This window comes from Methylophilus medardicus, assembly GCF_006363955.1.
Taxonomy (GTDB): Bacteria; Pseudomonadota; Gammaproteobacteria; order Burkholderiales; family Methylophilaceae; genus Methylophilus; species Methylophilus medardensis.
This window is the reverse complement of record NZ_CP040948.1, coordinates 2129535-2152454: the sequence shown is the minus strand read 5'-3', so window position 1 is coordinate 2152454 and position 22920 is coordinate 2129535. Positions and strand designations below refer to the sequence as shown.

Below are 22920 nucleotides of genomic sequence, written 5' to 3'. Positions count from 1 at the left end.
GTGTTATGGCTAAGGTGATTATTTGTGCCGATGATTACGCACAATCGGCGGCGATTGATGACGCCATTTTGACGCTGATTGAGCGCGGGATATTGAGCGCGACCTCCTGCATGACCTTGAGCCCGCGCTGGCCTGAGAGTGCCAAGCAGCTCAGTGCGCAATTGCGCCAGCAGGCAGACTTTGGCGTGCATCTTGACTTTACGCATTTTTCACAAGCCATGCGCGCTTCTCATCCTGCATTGGTGTTGCGCAGTGTGTGCGGCATGCTGAATCGGCAAGCCGTGCAAACCAATATTCAGCAGCAGCTGGATGCTTTTGAGCAAGCGGTACAAACGCCGCCAGACTATATCGATGGCCATCTACACGTGCATCAATTGCCGATCATTCGCGAGGCACTCGTCGCCACCATGCAAGATCGTTATGGGCATTTACCCACTGAGCAGCGCCCTTGGTTGCGCATCTCAAGCCCGCCGCTGGCGAGTGGCCTCAAGGCCCGTATTATTCATCATTTAGGCGCGCGCGCATTGCAGCATTTAGCCGTTGCGGCAGGCTTTCGTGTTTCGCCGGTATTGCTGGGTGTTTACGATTTTGAGGGCGATGCAGCGGCGTATCAAGCACGCTGGTTGCATTGGGCGCGACAACTCAAACAAGTGCCCCCCAGCGCTGAACATGCACTGCCGCCGGTACTCATGTGCCATCCGGCGCGACCCACACAGTTGATTGACCCTGAAGATCCAATTGCAATCGCCAGAATGATTGAATGGCAAGTGATGCAATCTGCGGATTTTTCTGCTTGGTTAGCCATGGCCGATATTCAGCCGGTGAAAGGCTTGTTGAAAGGCATGCATTGACTGCGTGGCTTGAAAGGGTGGCGCGCTTAGCGTTTGGCTATCGCTTAGGGCTGGCGCTGTTGCTGGGTGCGCTGACGGTGCTTGGTTTTGCCCCTTATTACCTGTTTTGGCTCCCTTGGCTGACATTGGCGGCGCTGCTTGGCTTATGGCAGCAAGCACGCACGCCAGCACAAGTGTTCCAGCTTGGCATGGCTTTTGGATTAGGGTTATACAGTGTTGGCATTTACTGGATCTATATCAGCCTGCATACCTTTGGCGGCATGCCATGGTGGTTTGCCGGGTTTTGCACGTTTTGTCTGTGTGCGTTTATGGCGCTGTTTCCAGCAGGCGCCGGCTATCTTGCCAAACGGTTAGGCACTGTAATGCTCAGCGCGCCCATGCTGTGGGCTTTATCCGACTGGGTGCGTAGCTGGATTTTTACCGGTTTTCCGTGGCTGACACTGGGCTACAGTCAGGCGCCTGACAGTCCATTGGCTGGCTTTCTGCCGCTGGTGGGGGTGTATGGCGTATCTGCCTTGGTGATGTTGTTGGCAGCAAGCCTCTTTATGCTAACGGGGCAAGCCAAGCGCAGGCAATCAATCCCGTTTATCGCTGGGCTGTTGCTAGGGGGGAGCGCTTTCACCCAGATACCTTGGACGCAAGCGGTTGGGCAACCGATCAGGGTCGCGCTTGTGCAAGGGAATATCAGCCAAACAGTGAAATGGTCGCCTACGCATGCTGAGCAGACCATGCGCCAGTATTTGCAGATGGTGCGCCAAGCACAGGCCACTTTAATTGTGTTGCCAGAAACCGCATTGCCCGTTCTGTTAGAACAAGTCGATCCGGCTTATCTGGATGCGCTGAGACAACATGCGCTGGACCAGCAAGGCGATCTCTTGGTCGGTGTCGTCGAGGCGAAGCCTGGCGAGTACTTTAATAGTGCCATCAGTTTGGGCATCTCACCGACGCAATCTTATGCCAAAAGCCATCTGGTGCCGTTTGGCGAGTATATTCCGCTTAAAAGTGTTTTTGGTTGGATTTATCGCGATTGGCTGCACATGCCGCTCAGTGATTTGTCGCGAGGGCTCTCTAAACAACCTTTGTTGATTGCTGGGCAAAAAATTGGGGTCAACATCTGCTATGAGGATGTATTTGGTGACGAAATTGCACAGCAATTGCCGCAAGCCGAGTTGTTGGTGAATCTCAGCAACGATGCATGGTATGGGCAATCGTTTGCTGCTGATCAGCACATGCAGTTTAGCCAAGTGCGTGCGATAGAAACCGGGCGTATGGTGTTGCGCAGCACCAATACTGGCGCGACCGCCATCATTGATAAAAATGGACAGGTGCTCCAACATGCCCCGCACGATGAGGCGGTGATTCTTGCTGGAGAAGCGCAAAGTTATCGTGGGCAGACCCCTTACGTTTGCTGGGGCAATGGTGCATTTTTGCTGTTGAGTGTGGCTGGCCTGTTAGGCCTCTATTTTAGGCAATTTTTTAAAGGCATTATTTTAAGGTGATTGCTGGCCGCTGCTTAAGCGGCCAACTCAACTTTAATCTTTGCCAAAAAAGTGCTGATACAAAATCGGCAGCACAAATAAGGTCAAACACGTGGCAGTGATTAATCCGCCAATCACCACAATGGCCAATGGCCGTTGAATTTCTGCGCCGGGGCCGCTGGCAAATAATAAGGGAATCAGACCAAATGCGGTGATGCTGGCGGTCATCAACACTGGCCGCAATCGGCGTTTTGCCCCTTCGTAAGCAATCATGCTGGCGGCCATGCCTTGTGCCGCCAACTGTTGAAAATGGCTGACCATCACCACCCCATTGAGCACGGCAATGCCTAATAGGGCGATGAAGCCGACTGAGGCGGGCACAGACAGATATTCACCCGATAACCATAATGCAAACACTCCGCCGATCATGGCGAATGGAATGTTCGCCAAAATGAGCAGTGCTTTGGGCAGTGAGCCAAACGTCATGAATAGCAGCAGGGCGATCAGGCTAATCGCAATCGGTATGACGATACTCAGACGCGCAGCGGCACGTTGCTGGTTTTCGAATTGTCCGCCCCATTTTAGCCAATAGCCCTCTGGCAACTTGACTTCTCGCGCAACCCTTTGTTTGGCTTCTTCGACAAAACTCACTAGGTCGCGACCTTTGACGTTGGCCGTGACGACGACCATGCGATTACCGCGTTCACGGTCAATTTTAACCGGCCCCTCCTCACGCACGATGCTTGCAACGCTGGAGAGCGGCACGGTGCCCCCTTGTGGTAAGGCGAGCATCAGTTGACTAAAGTCAGACGCGGATTCGCGCACGACCTGACTGCCGCGCAGTAAGATCGGTGTGCGACGGTTGCCCTCAAGCACAATGCCCAGTAGTTTGCCTTCGAGTTGGCTTTGCAACAGGGTGTTGATTTCCGTCACACTCAGCCCAAGCCTACCAGCAGCCACACGATCTATCTTGATTTGCAGATATTGCACACCACTATTTTGCGGCGTGTAAACGTCTTGGTTGCCGGGCACAGTCTCCAGCACCTGAATGATTTGCTGCGCTTTTTGATTCAACACATTGAGATCGGTGCCGAAAATCTTCAAGGCCAAATCGCCTCGTACGCCCAAAATCATCTCGTTGACGCGCATCTCAATCGGTTGCGTAAAGTTGTAGTCCAGCCCGGGAATGCCCTGCATGACGTTACGCAATTTCTCAATCAGGCTGGCTTTGTCAGCCACTTGCCATTGTTCGCGGGGTTTAAGCACCAGAAAATTATCGGTCTGGTTGATGCCCATCGGGTCCAGTCCCAACTCGTCCGAGCCCGCTCTGGAGTAGACGCCTTGGATTTCTGCGACTTGTTGCAGCAAGATTTTTTGCAAATGGCTGTCGGTAGCAACGCTTTGCTGTAGCGAGATAGAGGGGAGTTTTTCGGTGCCAATGATCACATCGCCTTCATCCATGGTGGGCATAAAGGTTTTGCCAATGCGCGGATACACAACCGCGGTTAACAATAGCAACACCATGGCGGCCACGACTACGCTCCGTTTGTGATGCATGGCACTTGCTAGCGCGCTGGCATACCACCGATTCAAGTGGCGGATCAGCCAAGGATCTTCGCTACTCTGCGCTTGAATAAGAAAAGACGCGAGGACCGGGATAATGGTGAGCGACAGTAGCAATGACGCGCCCAATGCAAACATAATACTGAGTGCGACGGGGGCAAACAGTTTGCCCTCTAGCCCTTGCAGGGTCAGCAGGGGCAAAAAGACGGTAATGATAATGACGATACCGGCGGTGACAGGCACTGTGACTTCGCGCATGGCCGATAGGATAATCGTGCGTTTGTTGGGGGACTCTGCTGCTTGCGTGTGTGCCAAATGGTCGACAATGTTTTCAACCACGACCACCGCCGAGTCCACCAGCATGCCAATGGCAATGGCTAACCCACCCAGTGACATCAAATTAGCGGACATGCCATATTGATACATCAGCCAGAACGTCGCCAGCATAGACAATGGTAGTGCGCAGGCGACCGTGAGCGCAGCGCGTAGATTGCCTAAAAACAGCACCAATAAAATGAATACCAGCACCACGGCTTCTAGCAAGGCTTGATTCACCGTATGCACGGCGTGCTCAACCAAGTTGCCGCGATCATAAAACACCTCAATCTTGACACCTTCAGGTAGCGCTGGCGCCATTTCCTCCAGCTTGGCACGCACGCCTTCAACCACTTGTCTGGCGTTGGCCCCCCGCAGCCCTAGCACTAGCCCTTCTACGGCTTCGCCTTGCCCGTTACGGCTGACTGCGCCATAGCGCGTCAGCTCGCCAATGCGCACCTCAGCCACATCTCCAATGCGTATCGGACTGCCCAGATCACCTTTGAGCACCGTATCACGGACATCCTCCAATGTTTTGAACGCACCCTCCGCACGCACCAGTAATGAAGCTTCTCCATCTCGCAGGCGGCCCGCGCCATCATTGTGATTATTATCGCTAATGGCTTGTTGCAAGGTGCTCAGCGCCAGTCCTCGGGCTTGCAACTTGGCGTTGTCTGGCACGATTTCAAAACTGCGAACCAGCCCTCCCAGTGCATTAACGTCGGCCACACCGGGCACCGTACGCAACCGTGGTCGGATCACCCAATCAAGCAACGAGCGCTTTTCTTGCAGGCTGAGGGTATCTGATTCAATGGTGAACATAAACATCTCACCCAAGGGGGTGGTCATCGGCGCAATGCCGCCTGAAATATCGGCCGGCAAATTTGGCATGGCGTTATTGAGACGCTCGGTGACTTGCTGACGCGCCCAGTAGATATCCGTACCATCTTCAAAGTCGATGGTGATATCGGTGAGCGCATATTTCGCCACCGCGCGCAAACTGGTTTGTTTGGGAATCCCTAGCATCTCCACCTCAATGGGTGCGGTGATTCTTGCCTCGACCTCTTCTGGTGTCATGCCCGGGGCTTTGATGATGATTTTTACCTGGGTGGATGACACATCGGGGAAGGCATCAATCGGGATGATTTGATAGGCGGTCCAGCCAGCAAACAATAAACCAATAGCACACACGCACACTAATAAGCGTTGTTTGAGTGAGACGGTAATTAACCAATCTAGCATGCTTTACTCTCCACCTAAGCCAAGCCAGTGGCCTTTTAAGGCGGCGATACCTTCGATGGCGACTACCTCATCGCCGCGCAAGTTAGCTTGTATGCTCAGTTGCTGCGCTTGCTCTAACGTCACTCTGACTGGGATGACCGCCACGGCCTGACCTTGTTGGACAAAAATCACCGCTTGCTCGCCTTGTCTCGCCACGGCTTGTCTGGGGACAATAAAGCGCTGCGCTTTGCTCGTTTCAACCAGCGCAACCTCCACAATTTGCCCCACCGACAATTGCTCAGTGCCTGCACGAATAGAGGCGCGGACTTGGGTGGTTTGATTGTTTTTGTTTAACTGTCGCAACACCGTCTCCACCTTCGCACTCAGCCCCGACTTAGGTAAATACACGGCGCTGCCGGGGGAGAGGCGTTGTGCTTGTTGCATGGGCACTTGTATCATCAGCCATAAAGGATTCGGGTTGCTGATGGTGAAAATCGGCATTGCCATATCGACGCGGGCGCCGACCGACTGTTGTTGCAACATGATTTGTCCACTGATTGGTGCAACAATGGCGATGCCGTTTTGCATGGTACGTTTTTGCGCCAGTTGCTGGATGTGCGCCTCACTCATGCCTGCCAATTTGAGCGTTTGTTGTCGCTCGGCCATCATGGCCTGGCTGGTTTCATGAGCGCTTTGTGTTTCTTGCAGTCGGCGTTGCGCAATAATGCCATCCTTAAACAAAGCTTGGTCTCTTTGCAGTGCTTGTGCATGCAATCTGGCCTGTGTTTCAACTTGTAAATATTGGCTTTGTAGCGAGACCAGATCAGGGCTGCTCAACTGGCCGATCACTTGGCCTTGCTTTACGGTATCGCCCACACTGACAGACAGCTTGGTGATAAGCCCGCCCTGGGGCGCAGTCACGACACGTGTTTGCGTTGGGGGGAGAACCACTTCTGCCGGGTAACGTGCAGACAAGCCGCTGGATTCGACTTGCAGATGTCCCCATTGCACTTGCATTTGTTTGAGTTGGCTGGCGCTCAACGGCAAGGTTGTGGCGGCGTAAACCTGATGCAGGCCGAGCGCCCAGAGCATTAAAAATAACATTTTTTTCATGGCAAGACTCCTACGGCCTGATTGTATTTGGCAATATTCCATTGCACTTGAAGTTGTTGGCTGCTTAAGCTGCGCTCGGCTTCAAACGCCAGTAGTTGCAGCCGCAATAATTGGTTGAGATCGAGCTCGCCAACACGATAGGCCTTGCGAGCCAGGCTGGCGTTTTCGCTGGCGAGGGCTTGTTGTTGCGCAATCAGGGCCAATTCTTGGCGGCTGACATGTAGATTGTGCTCGGCTTCGTGCAGGTTATTGTCGAGTTGTCGGCGCAATGTCTCTAATTGCGTGCGCGCATCGCCGATGTTTTGCTCGGCGTTGGCCATCAGCGGCGCCCGTTGCACCTCACTTTGCAGCGGGATATTAATGGCGACGCCCATGCTGGAGTTATAGGCGTAATCAAAACCGCCTTGAATGGTGCGTGTGCTGACCGTGAGTTGCGCGTTTTGTCGTTGCTCAATCGCCGTCAAGTCTCGCTGGCCCTCTGCCAGTTTGAGTCTGGCCTGCGCCGCTTGCCAATAAGGCGAATCTACATAATCCTCTCGCGAGGACAAGGGCTCCTCCAGTCTGGCTGGCATTTCATTTAGGCCAGTGAGTTGCTGGTAGCGAAATTGCGCATGCATGAGTTCGGCTCGTGCCGTGACTTGTTGGCGCTCGGCGAGCAAGGTTTCTTGTCCGGCTTGCATCACATCCAGTCTGGCCACTTCGCCGGCACGAAATCGTTTTTGCACATCTTCGGCGATCTCACGCAGGGTGCGCAGACGTTGATCGGCCAAACTGACGTCATTGCGGCGCAGGGCGATCTCCCAAACCGCATTGCGTAACAAGTCTGCTGCGAGTTGTTGCAAACCAGCACGGTCTTGTAACAAGCTGTCGTCCGCCAGACTGGCCACTTGGCTGCGTGCCTGCCGCTGGCCGGGTAGCCAAATTGGGATTTGCATTTGTGCTTGCCATTCGCGCTCATCACGATTGCTGAGTAATGCATCATTTTGATGGGAGAATCCGACTGACGGCGCTTGTGGCAGCCAGCTGTTTGCCATGGTTTTACGGGCTTGTACCATGTGTTGATGCGCCGCGAGTAAGGCTTGCTGCGGATGCAGCGCGACCACCTGCTGTAAGACTTCATGCAAGCTCAAGCGCGGATTCGCACTGACCGTATCTTCATGGTCTGCGGAAGAATGACTGCGGCTATCCGCCACAGCGATGGACGCGTGACTAAGAAATCCCCATAGGTAGCATGCGGCTAAGAGGAAGCGAGGCGCTCCCTGAGAAAAATGAAACATATGCTCTCCTGAACAAAACAGGCAGGCGATTGGCAATCACCAAACGCTGCGTTAGCTTAAGGTTCAGGCGAGTGGCGGGCCGCGAGGGCTATGACGGGTGAGTGGGGAGTGCAGGCATGGGCGATCGTTTTGCTGTCGCTGATAAGCACGCTTATTGTCCAGCAAAACGGTACACAAAAGTAACAAGCAGGGCAGAAGTGCCGCGAGCCAAGCACCCGCATCAGCATCCATCAGGCTGAGTAGTGTGTTGCTCTCAGTAATGGCTTGGCCCATGCCGATGATTTGACCGTGCGATTTATCAGAATGCACATGCCAATGAAAAGGGTGTTTGGTCTGTACCGCCTCGGCATGCAGCGCGGGAATATCCATCATGTGCATGTGCGGACCATCGTCGGCAGCAGTATCGCCTGCCGCATGGGCGTGCAACAGCGGCGCAATGGTTTGCAGCAAGGCAAACCACAGCGTGAGCAACAATACCCATGAACGATAAGATTTCATCCAATCAATCTACCAAACTTTTAGTGATCCCACAATCGTCGAGCACACAAGCGACGCATTTGACCCTTTAACGACGATGCAAAGCGATTTCTTAACCCCGTCTGAATCAGGTAAAATATCCGTTTTACATTCAATCGGATCTGGCGCGATGTTGCTGACCTTTCAACAAATCATCTTAAAGCTCCAAGAATACTGGGACAAGCAGGGCTGCACCTTGTTGCAACCTTACGACATGGAGGTGGGTGCCGGCACCAGTCACACCGCCACCTTTTTGCGCGCGCTGGGGCCTGAGCCTTGGAAAGCGGCCTATGTCCAGCCTAGTCGCCGTCCTAAAGATGGTCGCTATGGCGAGAACCCTAACCGATTGCAGCATTACTACCAATATCAGGTCGTATTGAAACCCGCGCCAGCCAATATTCTTGAACTGTATCTCGGCTCACTCGAAGCCTTGGGATTTAATTTGCAAGAAAACGATATTCGGTTTGTGGAGGATGACTGGGAGAACCCGACCCTCGGTGCTTGGGGGCTGGGCTGGGAAGTCTGGTTAAACGGCATGGAAGTGACGCAATTTACCTATTTTCAGCAAGTCGGCGGCATTAACTGTAAACCGATTACCGGTGAGATCACCTATGGCCTAGAACGGCTGGCGATGTATCTGCAAGGGGTCGAAAATGTCTATGACTTGGAGTATTCGCCAGGAGTGAAATATGGTGACGTATTCTTGCAGAACGAAAAAGAGCAATCTGCCTATAACTTTGAGCACAGTGATGTGGATTTCTTGCTGACGGCCTTTGATGCGCACGAAAAACAAGCCAAGCATTTAATGGCAGAAAAACTCGCTTTGCCCGCTTATGAGCAAGTACTAAAAGCTGCGCATACTTTTAACCTACTAGATGCACGCGGGGCGATTTCGGTGACCGAACGCGCCGCCTATATTGGTCGAATCCGTAACCTAGCGCGCAGTGTAGCGGCCAGCTATCTCGATAGTCGCGCCCGTCTTGGGTTCCCGATGGCTCCCAAAGCGTGGGCAGAAGAAGTTTTAAAGAAACTGGACAGTGAAACAGCCGAACAACACAAGAAAGCCGCAGCATGAGTACCCGCAACCTGTTAGTTGAGTTATTTGTAGAAGAGTTGCCACCTAAAGCACTGAAAAAGCTCGGTGAGTCGTTTAGTGGTGTATTGGCCGAGAGCTTGAAAGCCTCCGGTTTACTGGGCGCGGCAGCGCGTGTCACCACTTTCGCCTCTCCACGTCGTTTGGCAGCGCATATCACTGACGTTGCTGATAAAGCGGCGGATAAGCAAGTGGCACAAAAACTAATGCCAGCGACGGTTGGCCTAGACGCGAATGGCAAGGCAACCCCTGCGCTGGTGAAAAAATTACAGGCGCTGGGTGAAGGTGAAAGCGCGGTTGCCAAACTGCGCAAAGAAAACGATGGCAAGGCAGACATTCTGTTTCTGGATGCCACGCAGGCAGGTGCAACCTTGCAAGAAGGCTTGCAAAAGGCACTGGATGAGACGCTGGCGAAATTACCGATTCCCAAAGTGATGACTTATCAGATCAATGATGGCTGGGAAAGTGTGAACTTTGTGCGTCCGGCCCATGGCTTGGTTGCCTTACATGGTGATGAAGTCATCCCGGTTTCAACGCTCGGTTTAACGGCGGGCAATACGACACAAGGGCATCGTTTTGAAGCAAAACATCCTTTAGTGACATTGGTCTCTGCTGATAGTTATGCACAGCAACTGGCCGATGAAGGGGCCGTAATTGCGAGCTTTGATGCGCGCCGTGCCGAGATCGTCAAACAACTGCAAGCTGCCGCTGGCAAGCAAGGCCTGACACCGATTGAAGATGATGCACTGTTGGACGAAGTGACGGCTCTTGTAGAACGCCCGAATGTCCTGTTGGGCCAGTTTGAACAAGAATTTTTAGCGGTGCCACAAGAGTGCCTGATTCTGACCATGAAGGCGAACCAGAAGTACTTTCCGTTGCTAGATGCTAGCGGCAAGCTGACTAACAAGTTTTTAATCGTCTCTAACATCAACCCGGTGGACGCTAGCAAAGTGATTGGCGGCAATGAGCGCGTGGTTCGTCCGCGTCTGGCCGATGCTAAGTTTTTCTTTGATCAGGACAAGAAAAAGACACTTGATAGCCGTTTGCCAGGCTTAGCAAAAGTGGTTTATCACAACAAGCTCGGTTCGCAAGGCGAACGTAATCAACGCGTGGTGGCGATTGCCAGCGCCATCGCTCAACAGATTGGCCCCGAGGGCTTTGTTGCGAAAGTGGCACAAGCGGCAAGATTGTCGAAAGTGGACTTGCTCACCGATATGGTGGGAGAGTTTCCAGAGTTGCAAGGCATTATGGGGCGCTATTATGCACAACATGAGGGCTTGGCTGACGATGTGGCATACGCGATAGAAGACCATTATCGTCCGCGTTTTGCCGGAGATGCTTTGCCGCGTAGTCAGGTGGGTGTGGTTGTTGCGCTGGCCGATAAACTGGAAACTTTGGTAGGTCTGTTTAGTATCGGTGAAAAGCCTACGGGTGACAAAGATCCGTTTGCGTTGCGCCGTCAAGCCTTGGGCATTTTGCGGATGCTGATGGAAACCGAGTTGCCACTGGCATTTGATAGCCTTATTTCACTTAGCCTCAGCGTGTTTGACGGCGATGCCGACGTGGCGGATGCCATCCAAGCCTTTTGTCTGGACCGATTAGCGGTGAACTTACGTGATCAGGGTGCCAGCGCACAAGAAGTCGACGCGGTATTGTCGTTGTCGTTGGGCTTCCTATCAGAAGTACCCCGCCGGTTGAGTGCGGTGCATGCCTTTGCTGCGTTGGCAGAAGCACCGGCCTTGGCGGCCGCAAATAAACGGGTATCTAATATCCTGAAAAAAGCTGAAGGGGAAGTCAAGGCGGTGGTCAATGAGGCGCTGCTTCATGAAGCCGCCGAAAAAGCCTTGCATCAAGCGCTGCAAGCTACCAAGCCAACCGCAGATCAACTGTTTGAAACAGGGGATTACACCGGTTCGCTACAAGCGCTGGCCGTGCTCAAAACGCCGGTCGATACGTTTTTTGATGCGGTGATGGTCAATGCAGACGACCCAGCATTAAAAGCCAACCGCCTCGGCTTGCTTGCGACCTTGCATCAAGCCATGAACCGGGTGGCTGATTTATCCAAACTGGCTAGCTAATCTGCATGCCGTCAGGAGTTTATGCATGAAGTTAGTCATTCTTGACCGTGACGGTGTGATCAACCGCGATAGTGCCACTTTTATCAAAAATCCCAACGAGTGGATTCCGATTCCGGGCAGCCTCGAAGCGATTGCTTTACTGAATCAGCATGGCTATCGTGTTGCGGTGGCGACCAATCAGTCGGGGATTGCGCGGGGCTATTTTGACATGGCGATCCTCAATGCCATCCATGACAAAATGCATAAGGCTTTAGCACAGGTGGGGGGGCGTATTGATGCCGTCTTTTATTGCCCGCATGCCGCAGACGATCACTGTGATTGCCGAAAACCCAACACCGGTATGATTGAAGAAATCGGTCAGCGGTTTAATGTCGATCTGTCTAAAGTGCCCGCGGTGGGCGATGCATTGCGAGATTTGCAAGCCTTTGCCAAAGCCGGTTGTCAGCCTTATTTAGTGCGTACGGGCAAAGGTGAAGAAACCTACCAATCTGCCGCCTTGCCTGCAGGCACATTGGTTGTTACCGACCTCGAAGCCGCGGTACAGCTTATTCTGGCTGGGGATAAATAATGCAAACGCTAGGCTTGTATGCGCGTGCTTGGTTGTTTTATTTAGGTCTGGTGGTGTTGACCATCCCCTTTTCATTGCTGGCTATATTACTCATGCCTTTACCCGCAGTCTTGCGTTCGCGTTGGGTCAGCGGGTGGGCGCACAGCGTATTGTGGTGGCTCAAGGTCACGTGTAATTTACGCTATGAAGTCACCGGCAGTCAGCATATTCCGGCTAGCGCCCATGTGATCCTTTCCAAGCATCAATCTGCTTGGGAAACCATTGGTTTACAGTGTATTTTTCCACCGCAAATTTGGGTCATGAAAAAAGAGTTGATGATGATTCCTTTTTTAGGCTGGGCATTTTGGGCCTTGGATGCGATTCCGATTGACCGTAGTGCAGGCCGTGAAGCGCTCAAAAAGCTGGTGAACCATGGCAAAGACCGTTTGCAGCAAGGCTTGAATGTGGTGATTTTTCCAGAGGGTACACGTACTGCGCCCGGCGCTCGCGCTAAGTATCACATTGGCGGTGCATGGCTGGCTGTGCACGCAAAAACCATTGTGGTACCGGTGGCACATAATGCCGGACGCTTCTGGCGCAAGAACTCGATTCTTAAATATCCCGGGGTGATTCGCGTGGTCATTGGTCCGCCGATGGAGACTAACGGCCTAAAGCCTGATGCGCTGAATAAGCAGGTCGAAGATTGGATTGAAGCGGAGATGTTGCATCTGTGATCGCGCGGCAGCTGCAACTGCCCAATGGGCAACAGATTCCTTATCAGCTAGATTTACGCGCGCGTAAAACCATCGGCCTCAAGATTACCGATCATGGCCTCGTGGTGCATGCGCCCAAGCGCATTACTGCGACCCAATTACAGCAAATATTATTAGAGAAATCCGGCTGGATTCAACAAAAGCTGGCGCTCAGGTTGGCAAATCAGGTGGCGCCCATGCAATGGCTGGATGGTGAGCCGCTGTTGTTTATGGGGCAAGATATTGTCTTGACGTTGATCGCACATCCCACCATCAAGGCAGTTACCTTGGAGGGCAACCGGCTGTTGGTCCGTTCGCCGCATACCGAGCAAGCAGATTGGGTCGCGCGCAAGGTGCTGCAATGGTACGCACAACAGGCGCTGCCAGATTTTAAGCGTCGGGTCGCGCTGGTTGCTGCGCAAATGGGGGAAACAGTCAGTGCAGTTGCGCTGTCGAATGCCAAGTCGCGCTGGGGGAGCTGCAACAGCCGCAAGCAAATCCGTTTGAATTGGCGGCTGATTCAGGCGCCACCACAAGTGATTCAGTATGTGGTTTGTCACGAGATGGCGCACCTCAAAGAGATGAATCATTCCGCCAGATTTTATGCACTGCAAGCCAGCTTGTTTCCCGCGCATGCGCAAGCTGAAAAAACCTTAAAAGCGCTATCACCCATATTGCATCGCATGACTTAATCGGCGCGGCGCTTAGGACAGCAGCCTGCGATGGTTTGTTTATGCTTCTTTCGCTGAGGTGCTCGGTCGGCTTGAGGAGCGATTCGCTAGCCAAATGCCGGTAAAGATCGTCAACATGCCTACCAATTGATAGCGATGAAACACTTCTTGTAAAAGTAGGGTTGAGAGCAGTGCGCCGAAAATCGGCATGGCATGAATAAATGCGCTGGCACGCACCGAGCCTACCCGGCTGACGGCTTTTGAGTAAGCCAGAAAGGCAATCACGGATGGAAAAATGCCGATGTACACCAGTGCCCACCCAGTCTGCGCGTGGCTAATGGTGATTAAGCTATGCTGGCTTTCCCACACCGAGAGCGGTATTAATAGCAGCAAGGCAATCAATACCTGACATAACATCAGCCCGCTACGATCCAGTGATGCAGGGAGCGCTTTGGTCCATAAAGTAAACAGCGCCCAGAAAATCATCGCTACGAAAATGATCACGTCCCCCGGTGCAAAAGCTAGGTTAAGCAGGGTTTGTATATCGGCGTGTGAGACCACCGTAAGCACCCCTGCCAGCGACACCAGTAAGCCCAACAATTGTTGTACAGGCAGTCTCTGTCGATAAAACAGAAAGCCAAACAGCGCTACCAAAAACGGAATAAATGAATTCAGGATAATGCCATTGGTCGCACTGGTGGAGTGTAATCCCCAATACACCAGCAGATTAAAGGCCAGTACCCCGGTCAGCGAGGTGCCTAATACATACCAGCGATAATGCCAGTATTGCCGATACTCACGCATGAATGGCCGCAAGGCGAACGGGAGCAAACACAATAATGCCAGCCCCCAACGAATCAGTGATAAACAGACCGGAGGCACCTGATTGCTGATGGCGCGCGCCGCAATAAAATTACCCGCCCACAATAGTGGCGGCGTGAGCAAAAGCAATAGCGTTCGCCATTCTAGTTGTGGGGAGGATGAAGGGGGCATCTGATGGTTTTGCAAAGGTAACTGCCCTATTTTACGGCAGGTGTCGCTTTGGCAAGTGCTGGCTAAAGCGCATCGCACACAATAATAAAGGGGCTGAACGCCCCTTGTAAGCCTTGCCTGCGCGGACGCAAACTACAAATTAGGCCGCGCCGAGTTGCACTGGGGTCAGTTGGATCATTTTTCTGACCAGACCAGGATGCTGCTCTGCGTGCGCTTCTTTGAGGCAGGCTTTAGCGCAGCTGACACACTTGCCACACTCAGCGCCCACGCCCAATTGGTCTTTTAAATGCTTCACGGTTTTCGCGCCCTGTCTGACTGCCTCATGGACTTGGCGTTCGGTCACTGCATTACACACGCAAACGTACATATTGCCTCTGTTTAAGATCACTAATGATAATTATTATCATTTAATGCGCTTTTGTCAAGACCCATTTGGCGGTGACTGGCTATGAAAAAAGCCGCTTACGCGGCTTAGTTTTAAAGATACAAGCGCAGACAGTGCTTAATCTGAGGCAATTTGCGTTTGCAAATAATTCGGCAACGTGACGTCAGTGATCAAACGTTGTTGTGTCTCGAGCCAATCGACGGCTTCCTCACAGGCTTCTAACAACTCTGTTAATAAGTCACGTGTCACGTAGTCCTGCAATTTTTCAGCTTCTGCAATTGCTTCGACCAGTTGCGGGTGTTGCACTTCTTTTTCAAAGCTGAGGTCGCCTTGCAGACACTCCACCACATCTTCACCGATCATCAGTTTGCCCAGATTTTGCAGATTTGGTAGGCCATCTAAAAACAAAATGCGCTCAATGATCTCATCCGCTTCCTTCATCACACGGATGGATTGTTTGTACTGATAATCGTTGAGTTTTTCGAGTCCCCATTTTTTAAACATGCGCGCATGTAAAAAATACTGGTTAATGGCAGTTAACTGGTTTTTAAGCACCTTGTTTAGGGTGAGAATGATTTGTTTATCGCCTTTCATGCCTGCTCCTTACTGTTCATCTGGCTCTGGCAATAATTTTCAATCCCCACCAGTTTGATCAGGCTCAGTTGTTTTTCTAGCCAGTAGGCATGATCCATCTCGGTATCATCTAGCTGCACCAGCAACATCTCGCGGCTGACAAAGTCTTGCGCTTGCTCACAGGCCTCAATCGCTTTTTTCAGATGTTTGACTACGGTATATTCAAGTGCCAAGTCCGACTCCAGCATGGACTTTACATCTTTGCCAATATTGAGCCCGTCGCGTTTGGCTAAATTCGGTTTGCCCTCCAAGAACAGGATGCGTTGAATCAATGCGCGCGCATGTTCACGCTCATGCAGAGACTCATGCAAAATGTGCTCTGAAATCACACTCAGCCCCATGTCTGCATACATTTCACCATGAATCAGGTATTGATCGCTGGCAGATAACTCGCCTGCTAGCAAGTCATTCAAGGTGTCTATGATTTTTTTATCGCCCTTCATTGTCGGCTCCTGATGATATTTTTTGATGTAGTCATCATACAGTAAAGCAGAAATGATGCAATGAAATAATGAATGTAACTATTTGATTTTAAATAATATTTTAAATAAAAATATAAATGAAAATCGTTCTTGATGCCATTGGGGAAGCTTGTCAAAATCAAAAAACGACATCACCACTAGGTGGACGCTACAGCAGCAAGCGCAAATCGTGCGCAATGTTCTCCGGCTTTTCACCATAACCCAAATAAATGCGGGGGGCGCCTTGCTGGTCAAACACATAGAGGCCAGCGCTGTGATCCATGGTGTAGCCCGATTTGCCCGGTTCATTCACCTTGGCAGCATACACTTTGTATTCACTCAGATTGGCGGCGACTTCAGCGACCGTGCCGCGCAATCCGATAAAGCGTGGGTCAAAACTGGGTACAAACTGTGCCAGCACGGCTTGCGTATCGCGTTCCGGATCTACCGTGACAAATAACACTTGCACTTGGTTGGCCTGTTCACCCAGTAATTGCATGGTTTTTTTCAAATCCGCCATGGTGGTGGGGCAGACGTCTGGGCAATGCGTGTAGCCAAAAAAGAGCACCACCAGTTTGCCTTTAAAGTCGTCAATACTGCGTGGTTGGCCGAGGTGGTCGGTCAGTGACAGCGGTTTGCCGAATTGGGTGCCGGTTAAATCGGTGCCAATAAAATTGGCAGCCGGGCCTTGCTTGCAGGCGACCAATAACATGGCGAGTAATGCGAATGCCAAATAAACCCACTTAAAACGCATAGACATGCAAAAAATCCTTGTCAATCATCACCGAAATGGATTCTAGCATAGGCGAAAAGCGTGCAGATTGGTTTACAATAATGCTTTTGATGATTGACGGATTAAAGGCGAGTTTAAATGGCAATACCGAGTTCGATGGCAGACCGTGACGGCGTTATCTGGTACGACGGCAAGATGGTCAACTGGCGTGATGCTACTACCCATGTATTAACCCATACCTTGCATTACGGCATGGGCGTGTTTGAAGGTGTTCGTGCCTACAAAACCGACAAGGGCACAGCGATTTTTCGCTTGAAAGAGCACACAGACCGCTTGTTCCGCAGTGCACACATTCTCGGCATGAAAATGCCTTTTGACAAACAGGCAATCTCAGAAGCGCAAAGAGCCGCCGTGCGTGAAAATAACCTCGAATCCGGTTACTTACGTCCGATGGCGTTTTACGGTGCTGAGGCCATGGGCATTTCTGCTAAAACCTTGTCCACACATGTGATTGTGGCAGCTTGGAGCTGGGGTGCTTATATGGGGGAAGAGGCGATTACCAAAGGTATCCGTGTCAAAACTTCTTCATTCTCCCGTCACCACGTCAATATCACTATGTGTAAAGCCAAAGCTAACGGCAACTACATGAACAGTATTCTCGCGCATCAAGAGGCTGCGCAAGACGGTTACCAAGAAGCCTTGCTGTTAGATGTTGACGGTTTTGTGGCAGAAGGCTCTGGTGAAAACGTTTTCATTATCCGCAATGGTAAGCTGTATACGCCAGACCTGACCTCCGCACTCGAAGGCATCACGCGTGACACCATCATCCACTTGGCAAAAGTTGAGCTGGGCTTGGAAGTCATTGAAAAGCGCATTACGCGTGACGAAGTGTACAGCGCTGACGAAGCGTTTTTTACCGGCACAGCTGCCGAAGTGACGCCTATCCGTGAGTTAGATAACCGCGCGATTGGCGAAGGAACACGCGGCCCGATCACTGAAAAATTACAAAGTTTGTATTTTGATGTGGTCAAAGGTAAAAATCCAAAGTACGCCCATTGGCTGACCTTGGTATAAATCCGCGCTTTTAGAAAATACATTTGCCTGCGTGCTGGAGAGTTTAAATGTCCGATGTCAAAGAGTTTGAAGTAGACGGTAAAGACTTGCCTTTGCATTGTCCTACCAAAGAAGTTGCTTTGTGGGCATCGCATCCTAGAGTGTTTTTGGATGTGGCCAAAACCGGACAAGTCTCCTGTCCTTATTGTGGCACGAAGTTTAAGTTGAAGCCGGGCACGCAGGTGCATCATCATTAATCAAAAAACCCACGCTTTGCGTGGGTTTTTTGTTGGTCGCTTTCATGATAAGTGCTGATCAGTATTCACAAGCAAGCTGCTAGGCAGAAATATTCCACAATGTATGCATCACCCGCTGTGTTGCCTGCGTCCCGCTCGTTAAAAATACAAAATCCCCAGCCTCGTTCGCTGTATTCAGTAGTTCTTTTTCGGCTAATACCTGATGTAAGCGCTTGGCCACTGCGGCGCCGGTGTCGATCAGGGTGACCGCTGGCCCGACGATGGCTTGTATGTGGGCACGTACAAACGGATAGTGCGTGCAGCCAAGCACAACAGTATCGGCGCCTGCATCCATCAGCGGCTGGCAATACTGCCGTAATAAGGCTTGGGTATGCGGGGTATCAAGCTGGCCTTGCTCGATGCATTCCACCAGCCCAATGCACGCCTGAGTGATGACCTGCACTTGTTGACCATAATGCTCAAGTAACGCAGCGAATTGGGCACTTTGTAGGGTGCCGGTGGTGGCAAGTACACCGATGATGCCGTTTTTGCTGGCGGCCGCGGCAGGTTTTACGGCGGGTTCCATGCCGACAATCGGGAGTGTGTAGTGTTGACGCATCGCGCCGATGGCTGCCGCCGTGGCGGTGTTGCAAGCGACCACTAAGGTTTTGGCGCCTTGCGCAATCAGTGTCTCTGCAATTTCAAAGCAGCGCTGTTGAATCTCGGTGGCTGTTTTGTTGCCGTAAGGGGCATGGGCACTGTCAGCAAAGTAGGTGAAATGTTCGTTGGGGAGTTGGCGGGCGAGGTGTTTTAGCACGCTGAGACCGCCGACGCCGGAATCCATCACGCCGACTGGGGCATTGACTGCAATCGTTGGGCACATCGAAATGGCACGGTATGATTTATAATGGGGGGATTATATCGGATTTTAGACAGGTGTCAGGTATGGCCAACCGGCTGAGTAAGATTTACACGCGAACGGGTGATAGCGGCACAACCGGCCTTGGTGATGGCTCGCGCATTGCGAAATCTGATTTGCGCGTGGCCGCAATGGGTGACGTGGATGAGCTGAATGCCGTCATCGGCATGTTGTTGGTGGAAGCGCTGCCCAATGACGTGCGGGATTGCTTATTAGGCATTCAGCACGACTTGTTCGATCTCGGCGGAGAGTTGTGTATGCCCGGCCATACCTTTATACAGGCTGGCCGGGTGACGTTGTTAGAGTTGACGCTGGACGGCTGGAATGAACAGCTGACTCCATTAAAAGAGTTCATTTTACCCGGGGGTAGTCGTGCGGCAGCGGTGTGCCATCTTGCGCGTACCGTGTGTAGACGCGCGGAGCGCATTTTGCATGCGTTACATGCACAATCGCCCGTGACGCCGGTCGCGTTGCAATATGTAAACCGACTCTCCGATTTATTATTTGTCCTGTGTCGCACCCTTAACCGGCATGCAGCGGTGCCGGATGTCTTGTGGAATAACCAACATAAACTGTAGCCTGGCTTAGGCTGGTGCTCGAAACGCAACCATCATGATTAAACAATTCTTACAAAAAGTATTCCGTCGTCGTGTCAATGTGAATACCCATACCCAATTGCCTGCGGCACAAATCATTCAGGCGGGCAAACATAAAATCAACCAGAAGCACATCAGTCAAGCGGCATTAAAAACCTGTGACCAGCTACAAAAAGCTGGGTTTCAGGCCTATATCGTGGGGGGCGCCGTACGCGATTTATTGCTGAATCATCCGCCCAAGGATTTTGACGTCGCCACCAATGCCACGCCAGAGCAAGTACATAAAGTGTTTAGACGGTCGCGTATTATTGGCCGTCGCTTTCGATTGGTGCATGTGTTGTGGGGGCATGAGACCATCGAAGTATCGACGTTCCGCGGCCATCATTTGAGTGAAGGCGATGCTGAGACCAATGACAGTGGCCGCATCATCCGTGACAATGTGTTTGGCTCAATCGAGGAGGACTCCGTCCGGCGCGATTTCACCGCCAATGCGCTCTATTACGACCCCAAACGACAAGAGGTCTTAGACTTTCACCACGGTGTAGCCGACATTCGCGCTAAAACCTTGCGCATGATTGGCGATCCGCTCAAACGTTATCAAGAAGATCCAGTTCGCATGCTGCGTGCGGTTCGATTGTCTGCCAAATTGGGTTTGAAACTAGAGCGCGAAACGGAAGCGCCCATCCGCAAACTGGCAAACTTGTTAGAGGATGTCCCGCCCAGCCGTTTGTTCGACGAAATGCTCAAACTCTTTTTGTCCGGCCATGCAATCGAGAGCATCAATGCTTTACGTGCGCAACAGTTGCACCATGGTTTGCTGCCCTTGCTAGATGTAGTGCTCGAGCAGCCAATGGGCGAAAAATTTGTCATGTTGGCGCTAAAAAATACCGACGAGCGCATTCAGGCTGGTAAGTCGTCTAACCCAAGCTTTTTGTTTGCTACCTTGCTGTGGCATGAGGTGCTGTTGGCTTGGCAAGAAAATCAAAAACGTGGTGAGCACATGATCCCGGCGCTGCATGAAGCGATGAATGAAGTCATCGACAAGCAGGCCGAAAAGATGGCGATACATAATCGCTATACCGCGACCATGAAAGAAATTTGGGTGATGCAGCCGCGCTTTGAACAACGCTCTGGCAAGCGGCCTTATGCCTTGTTGACCAATCCAAAATATCGCGCTGGCTATGACTTTTTGCTGCTACGTTGTGCCTCAGGCGAATTGCCGCAGGCGCTGGGTGACTGGTGGACACGGTTTGCCGATGCGGGCACAGACGAGCGCACTGCGATGTTGTTGCCTGAAAGCGGACCAAAAAAACGCCGCCGCAAGCCGCGCAAAAAAACATCAGTGGGCGGAGAAGCTGTTTAATGGCGATCGCCCTGATTGCGTTGGGCAGTAATCTGCAACAGCCCGCCACACAAGTCAGCCGCGCCATAGACCTGCTGGCGAATACGCCGGGGTTAACCTTACTTGCTGCTTCAAGCCTGTATGCGACCGCCCCAGTGGGTTATGATAATCAGCCTGACTTTATTAATGCGGTGGTGCGCGTGGCCACGGACATCCCCCCTGCGCAATTGATGCAACTGTTGCTGGCGATTGAACAAGGGTTTGGTCGTGAGCGGCCGTTTCCCAACGCGCCGCGCGTGTTAGATCTGGATATGCTGGATTATGACGGCATGCAACTCGATACCCAATTGCTCAAACTACCGCATCCGCGCATGCATGAACGCGGATTTGTGATTTTGCCTTTGGCTGAAATTGTGCCTGACTTTATGCTGCCACAAGGAAAGACTGTTGTAGAATGGATGGCAGAATACAAGCACGATGACGTGCGCAAACTGCCCCAATACTGAACGAGCAATCACCATGTTTACGCGTTTTCCTTATGTTGTCATTGAAGGTCCGATTGGCAGTGGCAAAACCACCCTAGCACGCATGCTGGCTGATCAGTTTTCAGTCGAGTTGTTGTCTGAAAAAGCCGAGGCAAATCCTTTTTTGACGCGCTTTTATCAAGATGCACAGCGTTATGCGCTGCCGACGCAGTTGTTCTTTTTGTTTCAGCGTTCACGCCAAATCGAAGACATGGCGCAGCGCGATATGTTTGGTCAGCCCACGGTCTCTGACTTTTTTCTAGAAAAAGATCCGCTCTTTGCGCGGCTCAATCTGGATGAAGAAGAGTATTCCTTGTATCACCAGATTTATCATCACTTGCAGCTCAAAGCGCCCAAGCCGGATTTGGTCGTCTATCTGCAAACACCAGTAGACGCCTTAATGGACCGGATTGAAGAGCGCAATATTAGCTATGAGCAAGACATGCCACGTGAATATATTGCCCGATTGGCCGAAGCCTACAGTGAATTTTTTCACGCCTATGATGCATCGCCTTTGCTGATCGTCAATAACGAAAAACTCAATATCACCAAAGACCCGGAAGCCTTTAAATTGCTGATCGAGCGGATTCGCCAGATCAAAAGTAGTCGCGAGTACTTTAATCCCAATTTTTAACGCAATCTGACGGTCTAGGCCCGGTGAATCGGCCCGACTAACCGTTGACGGTGGAAACAGATGCTGAATAACCTTCTTACTAAAGCGCGTAGCGGCGAGAAAATTGCCATGCTGACTTGCTATGACGCCACGTTCGCAAAATTATTAGCGCTGGCAGGCGTAGATGTATTGCTGGTGGGCGATTCGCTTGGCATGGTGATCCAAGGGGCTAGCAATACGCTGTCGGTGACCATGCAAGACATGATTTATCACACCCGTTTGGTCGCCAAGGGTGCGCCCGCGAGCGTCATCATGACAGATATGCCCGCTGGCAGTTATGAGCAGGATGTTGAGACGGCGTTGACGAACGCACAAGCGCTGATCGCCGCCGGTGCCCATCTCGTCAAAATTGAAGGCGCGGGTGACATGGTGGCTACTGCGCGCTATCTGGTCGAACATGGGGTACCGGTTTGTGCGCATTTAGGCTTCACCCCGCAGTCTGTTGAAAAGTTAGGCGGCTACAAAATTCAGGGTAAAACCGAAGCGGATGCCCAGCGTATGTTAGCGGATGCACAAGCCATGGCGGCGGCGGGCGTGTGTATGGTGCTGTTTGAAATGATTCCAGCTGCCCTAGCCACCCAAATTACGCAAACGATTGCAGTGCCGACCATCGGCATCGGTGCGGGGGCAGGGTGTAGTGGTCAGGTGCTGGTGTTACAAGATCTATTGGGTATTTATAGCGGCCCAGCAGAGACGCTCCCACAAGATTACCGCGCGCCCAGATTTGCGCAAAACTTTTTGCAGCAAGCAGGCAGTGTGCAGCTGGCGCTCCAACAGTATGTCGAGGCGGTTAAAACAGGGCGCTTTCCTCAAGCGCAGCATAGTTATTAATGTAATGATCAATCACTGGCGCATGGCATTGTGCATGATCGCCACGACAGTCATCGCTGCCTTCGG

General features: G+C 51.9%; 24 protein-coding genes. 14 read left to right on the top strand and 10 right to left on the bottom strand.

Features of this window, described 5'->3' with window-relative positions; all coding sequences use genetic code 11:
- Nucleotides 1–5 precede the first annotated feature (5 nt).
- Together FIT99_RS10180 and lnt are read left to right on the top strand one after the other, a co-directional pair.
- A complete protein-coding gene (locus FIT99_RS10180) occupies nucleotides 6–851 on the top strand; it encodes a ChbG/HpnK family deacetylase (protein WP_140004179.1) in 846 nt (281 codons plus the stop codon).
- Entirely contained in the window at nucleotides 761–2350 is a 1590-nt protein-coding gene (gene lnt, locus FIT99_RS10175) for an apolipoprotein N-acyltransferase (RefSeq protein ID WP_140004178.1), read from the top strand. The genes FIT99_RS10180 and lnt overlap by 91 nt, the downstream gene beginning before the upstream one ends.
- A 33-nt stretch (nucleotides 2351–2383) precedes the next feature.
- Here the strand turns inward: lnt and FIT99_RS10170 are convergent, their stop codons facing one another.
- The 4 genes from FIT99_RS10170 to FIT99_RS10155 form a co-directional block, all read right to left on the bottom strand.
- Nucleotides 2384–5449 (bottom strand): efflux RND transporter permease subunit, encoded by a 3066-nt coding sequence (locus FIT99_RS10170; RefSeq protein ID WP_140004177.1) that lies wholly within the window; start codon nucleotides 5447–5449, stop codon nucleotides 2384–2386.
- Nucleotides 5450–5452: 3 nt separating this feature from the next.
- The gene (locus FIT99_RS10165; protein WP_140004176.1) at nucleotides 5453–6541 is read right to left on the bottom strand and encodes an efflux RND transporter periplasmic adaptor subunit; all 1089 of its coding nucleotides are present in this window, start codon (nucleotides 6539–6541) and stop codon (nucleotides 5453–5455) included.
- Nucleotides 6538–7818: a TolC family protein gene (locus FIT99_RS10160; RefSeq protein WP_140004175.1), complete on the bottom strand. Its 1281-nt coding sequence runs from the start codon at nucleotides 7816–7818 to the stop codon at nucleotides 6538–6540. The genes FIT99_RS10165 and FIT99_RS10160 overlap by 4 nt, the downstream gene beginning before the upstream one ends.
- 63 nt (nucleotides 7819–7881) lie before the next feature.
- Entirely contained in the window at nucleotides 7882–8316 is a 435-nt protein-coding gene (locus FIT99_RS10155) for a hypothetical protein (RefSeq protein WP_140004174.1), read from the bottom strand.
- Nucleotides 8317–8467: 151 nt separating this feature from the next.
- Between FIT99_RS10155 and glyQ the strand changes: the two genes are divergently transcribed.
- Genes glyQ through FIT99_RS10130 form a run of 5 tightly spaced genes read left to right on the top strand, consistent with a single transcriptional unit; the run spans nucleotide 8468 to nucleotide 13496 of the window.
- Nucleotides 8468–9409 carry a glycine--tRNA ligase subunit alpha gene (glyQ, locus tag FIT99_RS10150; protein WP_189524826.1) on the top strand — a complete coding sequence of 314 codons (942 nt, stop codon included), beginning with the start codon at nucleotides 8468–8470 and terminating at the stop codon, nucleotides 9407–9409.
- The gene (glyS, locus tag FIT99_RS10145; protein WP_140004172.1) at nucleotides 9406–11505 is read left to right on the top strand and encodes a glycine--tRNA ligase subunit beta; all 2100 of its coding nucleotides are present in this window, start codon (nucleotides 9406–9408) and stop codon (nucleotides 11503–11505) included. Before glyQ ends, glyS begins: the two co-directional genes overlap by 4 nt.
- A 25-nt stretch (nucleotides 11506–11530) precedes the next feature.
- Nucleotides 11531–12073 carry a D-glycero-beta-D-manno-heptose 1,7-bisphosphate 7-phosphatase gene (gmhB, locus tag FIT99_RS10140; protein WP_140004171.1) on the top strand — a complete coding sequence of 181 codons (543 nt, stop codon included), beginning with the start codon at nucleotides 11531–11533 and terminating at the stop codon, nucleotides 12071–12073.
- Entirely contained in the window at nucleotides 12073–12786 is a 714-nt protein-coding gene (locus FIT99_RS10135) for a lysophospholipid acyltransferase family protein (RefSeq protein WP_140004170.1), read from the top strand. Before gmhB ends, FIT99_RS10135 begins: the two co-directional genes overlap by 1 nt.
- A complete protein-coding gene (locus tag FIT99_RS10130; RefSeq protein ID WP_140004169.1) occupies nucleotides 12783–13496 on the top strand; it encodes a M48 family metallopeptidase in 714 nt (237 codons plus the stop codon). Before FIT99_RS10135 ends, FIT99_RS10130 begins: the two co-directional genes overlap by 4 nt.
- Before the next feature lie 39 nt (nucleotides 13497–13535).
- Here FIT99_RS10130 and FIT99_RS10125 read toward each other — a convergent pair whose 3' ends face one another.
- The 5 genes from FIT99_RS10125 to FIT99_RS10105 form a co-directional block, all read right to left on the bottom strand.
- Nucleotides 13536–14468, bottom strand: a complete 933-nt coding sequence (locus tag FIT99_RS10125) for a DMT family transporter (RefSeq protein ID WP_140004168.1) — start codon at nucleotides 14466–14468, stop codon at nucleotides 13536–13538.
- 139 nt (nucleotides 14469–14607) lie between these two features.
- The gene (locus FIT99_RS10120) at nucleotides 14608–14835 is read right to left on the bottom strand and encodes a (2Fe-2S)-binding protein (protein WP_140004167.1); all 228 of its coding nucleotides are present in this window, start codon (nucleotides 14833–14835) and stop codon (nucleotides 14608–14610) included.
- Between the two features lie 135 nt (nucleotides 14836–14970).
- Nucleotides 14971–15447 carry a bacterioferritin gene (gene bfr / locus FIT99_RS10115; protein ID WP_140004166.1) on the bottom strand — a complete coding sequence of 159 codons (477 nt, stop codon included), beginning with the start codon at nucleotides 15445–15447 and terminating at the stop codon, nucleotides 14971–14973.
- The gene (gene bfr, locus FIT99_RS10110) at nucleotides 15444–15929 is read right to left on the bottom strand and encodes a bacterioferritin (protein WP_140004165.1); all 486 of its coding nucleotides are present in this window, start codon (nucleotides 15927–15929) and stop codon (nucleotides 15444–15446) included. The genes bfr (FIT99_RS10115) and bfr (FIT99_RS10110) overlap by 4 nt, the downstream gene beginning before the upstream one ends.
- 187 nt (nucleotides 15930–16116) lie before the next feature.
- Nucleotides 16117–16707 (bottom strand): SCO family protein, encoded by a 591-nt coding sequence (locus FIT99_RS10105; protein WP_140004164.1) that lies wholly within the window; start codon nucleotides 16705–16707, stop codon nucleotides 16117–16119.
- A gap of 129 nt (nucleotides 16708–16836) precedes the next feature.
- Between FIT99_RS10105 and FIT99_RS10100 the strand changes: the two genes are divergently transcribed.
- Both FIT99_RS10100 and FIT99_RS10095 read left to right on the top strand, forming a co-directional pair.
- Nucleotides 16837–17754, top strand: a complete 918-nt coding sequence (locus FIT99_RS10100) for a branched-chain amino acid transaminase (protein WP_140004737.1) — start codon at nucleotides 16837–16839, stop codon at nucleotides 17752–17754.
- A 47-nt stretch (nucleotides 17755–17801) separates the two neighbouring features.
- Nucleotides 17802–17990 carry a zinc-finger domain-containing protein gene (locus FIT99_RS10095; RefSeq protein WP_018987681.1) on the top strand — a complete coding sequence of 63 codons (189 nt, stop codon included), beginning with the start codon at nucleotides 17802–17804 and terminating at the stop codon, nucleotides 17988–17990.
- 79 nt (nucleotides 17991–18069) lie between these two features.
- Here the strand turns inward: FIT99_RS10095 and murI are convergent, their stop codons facing one another.
- Entirely contained in the window at nucleotides 18070–18852 is a 783-nt protein-coding gene (gene murI / locus FIT99_RS10090; protein ID WP_140004163.1) for a glutamate racemase, read from the bottom strand.
- A gap of 62 nt (nucleotides 18853–18914) precedes the next feature.
- Between murI and FIT99_RS10085 the strand changes: the two genes are divergently transcribed.
- From FIT99_RS10085 to panB, 5 genes are read left to right on the top strand one after another with little or no spacing between them, the layout of a single operon-like run.
- Nucleotides 18915–19466, top strand: a complete 552-nt coding sequence (locus tag FIT99_RS10085; protein ID WP_189524741.1) for a cob(I)yrinic acid a,c-diamide adenosyltransferase — start codon at nucleotides 18915–18917, stop codon at nucleotides 19464–19466.
- A 34-nt stretch (nucleotides 19467–19500) separates the two neighbouring features.
- A complete protein-coding gene (gene pcnB / locus FIT99_RS10080; protein WP_140004161.1) occupies nucleotides 19501–20847 on the top strand; it encodes a polynucleotide adenylyltransferase PcnB in 1347 nt (448 codons plus the stop codon).
- Complete coding sequence (folK, locus tag FIT99_RS10075; RefSeq protein ID WP_140004160.1) at nucleotides 20847–21332, top strand: 2-amino-4-hydroxy-6-hydroxymethyldihydropteridine diphosphokinase; 486 nt, start codon at nucleotides 20847–20849, stop codon at nucleotides 21330–21332. Before pcnB ends, folK begins: the two co-directional genes overlap by 1 nt.
- A 13-nt stretch (nucleotides 21333–21345) precedes the next feature.
- Nucleotides 21346–21984 (top strand): deoxynucleoside kinase, encoded by a 639-nt coding sequence (locus FIT99_RS10070; protein ID WP_140004159.1) that lies wholly within the window; start codon nucleotides 21346–21348, stop codon nucleotides 21982–21984.
- Nucleotides 21985–22044: 60 nt separating this feature from the next.
- On the top strand, nucleotides 22045–22854 hold the full coding sequence (panB, locus tag FIT99_RS10065; RefSeq protein ID WP_140004158.1) for a 3-methyl-2-oxobutanoate hydroxymethyltransferase: 810 nt from the start codon (nucleotides 22045–22047) through the stop codon (nucleotides 22852–22854).
- Nucleotides 22855–22920 lie beyond the last annotated feature (66 nt).

What these genes read in the sequence shown, in the direction of transcription:
- murI (WP_140004163.1), bottom strand. Translation starts at nt 18,852, where the DNA reads ATGTGCCCAACGATTGCAGTCAATGCCCCAGTCGGCGTGATGGATTCC.
- FIT99_RS10095 (WP_018987681.1), top strand. Translation starts at nt 17,802, where the DNA reads ATGTCCGATGTCAAAGAGTTTGAAGTAGACGGTAAAGACTTGCCTTTG.
- FIT99_RS10170 (WP_140004177.1), bottom strand. Translation starts at nt 5,449, where the DNA reads ATGCTAGATTGGTTAATTACCGTCTCACTCAAACAACGCTTATTAGTG.
- FIT99_RS10105 (WP_140004164.1), bottom strand. Translation starts at nt 16,707, where the DNA reads ATGTCTATGCGTTTTAAGTGGGTTTATTTGGCATTCGCATTACTCGCC.
- pcnB (WP_140004161.1), top strand. Translation starts at nt 19,501, where the DNA reads ATGATTAAACAATTCTTACAAAAAGTATTCCGTCGTCGTGTCAATGTG.
- panB (WP_140004158.1), top strand. Translation starts at nt 22,045, where the DNA reads ATGCTGAATAACCTTCTTACTAAAGCGCGTAGCGGCGAGAAAATTGCC.
- lnt (WP_140004178.1), top strand. Translation starts at nt 761, where the DNA reads ATGGCAAGTGATGCAATCTGCGGATTTTTCTGCTTGGTTAGCCATGGC.
- FIT99_RS10125 (WP_140004168.1), bottom strand. Translation starts at nt 14,468, where the DNA reads ATGCCCCCTTCATCCTCCCCACAACTAGAATGGCGAACGCTATTGCTT.
- FIT99_RS10070 (WP_140004159.1), top strand. Translation starts at nt 21,346, where the DNA reads ATGTTTACGCGTTTTCCTTATGTTGTCATTGAAGGTCCGATTGGCAGT.
- FIT99_RS10180 (WP_140004179.1), top strand. Translation starts at nt 6, where the DNA reads ATGGCTAAGGTGATTATTTGTGCCGATGATTACGCACAATCGGCGGCG.
- glyS (WP_140004172.1), top strand. Translation starts at nt 9,406, where the DNA reads ATGAGTACCCGCAACCTGTTAGTTGAGTTATTTGTAGAAGAGTTGCCA.
- bfr (WP_140004166.1), bottom strand. Translation starts at nt 15,447, where the DNA reads ATGAAAGGCGATAAACAAATCATTCTCACCCTAAACAAGGTGCTTAAA.
- FIT99_RS10160 (WP_140004175.1), bottom strand. Translation starts at nt 7,818, where the DNA reads ATGTTTCATTTTTCTCAGGGAGCGCCTCGCTTCCTCTTAGCCGCATGC.
- FIT99_RS10135 (WP_140004170.1), top strand. Translation starts at nt 12,073, where the DNA reads ATGCAAACGCTAGGCTTGTATGCGCGTGCTTGGTTGTTTTATTTAGGT.
- FIT99_RS10165 (WP_140004176.1), bottom strand. Translation starts at nt 6,541, where the DNA reads ATGAAAAAAATGTTATTTTTAATGCTCTGGGCGCTCGGCCTGCATCAG.
- FIT99_RS10100 (WP_140004737.1), top strand. Translation starts at nt 16,837, where the DNA reads ATGGCAGACCGTGACGGCGTTATCTGGTACGACGGCAAGATGGTCAAC.
- FIT99_RS10085 (WP_189524741.1), top strand. Translation starts at nt 18,915, where the DNA reads ATGGCCAACCGGCTGAGTAAGATTTACACGCGAACGGGTGATAGCGGC.
- bfr (WP_140004165.1), bottom strand. Translation starts at nt 15,929, where the DNA reads ATGAAGGGCGATAAAAAAATCATAGACACCTTGAATGACTTGCTAGCA.
- folK (WP_140004160.1), top strand. Translation starts at nt 20,847, where the DNA reads ATGGCGATCGCCCTGATTGCGTTGGGCAGTAATCTGCAACAGCCCGCC.
- FIT99_RS10155 (WP_140004174.1), bottom strand. Translation starts at nt 8,316, where the DNA reads ATGAAATCTTATCGTTCATGGGTATTGTTGCTCACGCTGTGGTTTGCC.
- FIT99_RS10120 (WP_140004167.1), bottom strand. Translation starts at nt 14,835, where the DNA reads ATGTACGTTTGCGTGTGTAATGCAGTGACCGAACGCCAAGTCCATGAG.
- gmhB (WP_140004171.1), top strand. Translation starts at nt 11,531, where the DNA reads ATGAAGTTAGTCATTCTTGACCGTGACGGTGTGATCAACCGCGATAGT.